Genomic DNA, 2,049 nt, shown 5'->3' with positions numbered 1-2,049 from the left:
CATTATCATATTTATTTAATATATTGTAAAATAAGGGCTATAAAATAATTTGCTTATTTAAATTCTTTATGGTAGAATCTCAAATTTGAAAAAATTTTCAGATAAAAATAGGCTGTATCCCTTTGTTTAAGAGGGTTTTACAGCCTAAAATTTTTCAAAAAATCACATGCCAACTTTTAAATTTTCTTACATTTTGAAAATAAATTTACTAATTCTTTTCCAGTATATTCATAAGTAGGAATGTCAACATCTAATATATTGTTTAAATATTTATGGATTTCACTTAAGCCATTAATTTCAAACATATTAGATCCCGTATGCTTAAATATCTCTAAATCCTTAACTCCATTAACAATCTCATCAACAGAATAAATTCTATTTAATTTAATTTGTAATATTCTAATAAATAATAGTGCTAAAAAACAAATTAAAAAATGACTTTGTATTCTATATTCATTACTTAAATAAATAGGTCTAGTCTTAATAGTAGATTTCATAACTCTAAAACTTTCTTCTATCCTATATTGCTCTTTATATGCTTTAAGTATATCTAAATCATCCATATCATATTCACTACTAATGATAAGTGAATACCCAGATATTTCTTCATATTTTTTTAACTTCTTATCATTAATATTAACATCATTATGCTTAATTTTAGTATTAATTAAACTAGAAGCAACTTTAGATAAATACTTATTAAGTTTTTCAGGATTTTTAATATATTTATCAGCATTAACTAATTCTTCTTCTCTAATATATTTTGATCTTTTATCATAACTTCTAGAGTAAGTAAAAAGAAATTTTTGTGTTAAAGGAACTTTAACCTTTTTGCCATATATATCAATAACTGTTCTATCAACTTCAACATGAATACTTTTATATACTCCATTAATATTGGGATTATCTTCAAGAATTTCATCTATAAAAGGTTTAATATTAGAAAGGAACATATTGTAATCATCTTTGTTAAGTCTAAGTAAAGAATGTTTAAATATATATCCAGAACCAGATAAAATGGTTTTAATAATATTATCATTAGAAACAAGACCAGCATCAGCAATGATAATACTTTTTCTAATAGAGTGAGTTTTTTTAACTTCATTGATAAAATCAATATATGTAGCAACATCAGGAGTATTACCACTAAAAAGCTTGTAATCAATAGGAAGACCATTATTATCAGTTAAAAGTCCTAATTGAATAATAGGGTTTTGAACATTTTCTTTAGAGTAACCTTTTTTAGGTAAATCTCTTTCATTATCTTCATCAGTATAAAGATAAAAGTTAGTAACATCAAAATGAGTTTTAGAAAGATCATAATTAATTAAAGAAGAAATATTATCTTTGATAGAAGATAAGAAATCATCTTTATACTTAAAGAAAACATCTAAAGCTTTGTATATATCATGAAGTTCAAGTTTAAGATTAATAGGATAATTATCTTTAAGTTTAAAATCATTAAGTTTAGATTTAGGGTTCATAATTCTATTATATATTAATAATTTAAGAATATGTTCAAGTTTAACAGAAGCCTTTTCATGATATTTCATTTTATTAATAACTTTATCAAGACCTAAAGAGTAGTATATTTTCTCAAGGTATATACAACCAAGATTAAAGATATTATTATTGTTTCTTATATTATCATAATTAATTTTAGTTTTAGAGAAAGTAAAAGTATATGATTTATTATGTTCTAATTCTCTTTGTTTATTTTCAAGTTCAATTTCATTTTTAAAATGTTCTATAGGGTCATCATAGATAAGTTTAAGTTTATCTAAAGAACCGATGGTAATACGAACTTTCTTTTGTTTTTTAGTAATTTTATCATACACACCTTCAGTTTTATACAAAAAAGTTTTACCATTTCTAGTTATTTTTTCAAGATACATATTAGAACTCCTTTTTAATAGTCTATTTACGTAGACATTATACCATATTATACAGAGTTAGTCAAGTAAAAATATTAGAAAACTTGACATAAAAAATATACTATTCATAAGACTTTGAGAGTATTTTTATATGGTTATTTTTTTCAAATTTCCG

Annotated in this window: 1 protein-coding gene; it reads right to left on the bottom strand. The window is 22.4% G+C overall.

Annotation, left to right across the window (positions count from 1 at the left end; genetic code table 11):
- Window positions 1-176: 176 nt before the first annotated feature.
- The gene (locus AYC59_RS06345) at window positions 177-1,895 is read right to left on the bottom strand and encodes an IS1634 family transposase (protein WP_066896546.1); all 1,719 of its coding nucleotides are present in this window, start codon (window positions 1,893-1,895) and stop codon (window positions 177-179) included.
- Between the last annotated feature and the right edge of the window lie 154 nt (window positions 1,896-2,049).

The sequence above is a fragment of the Pseudostreptobacillus hongkongensis genome (assembly GCF_001559795.1).
GTDB lineage: Bacteria > Fusobacteriota > Fusobacteriia > Fusobacteriales > Leptotrichiaceae > Pseudostreptobacillus > Pseudostreptobacillus hongkongensis.
Note: the sequence above shows the minus strand (reverse complement) of the source record. Positions and strands in the feature narration are given on the sequence as shown.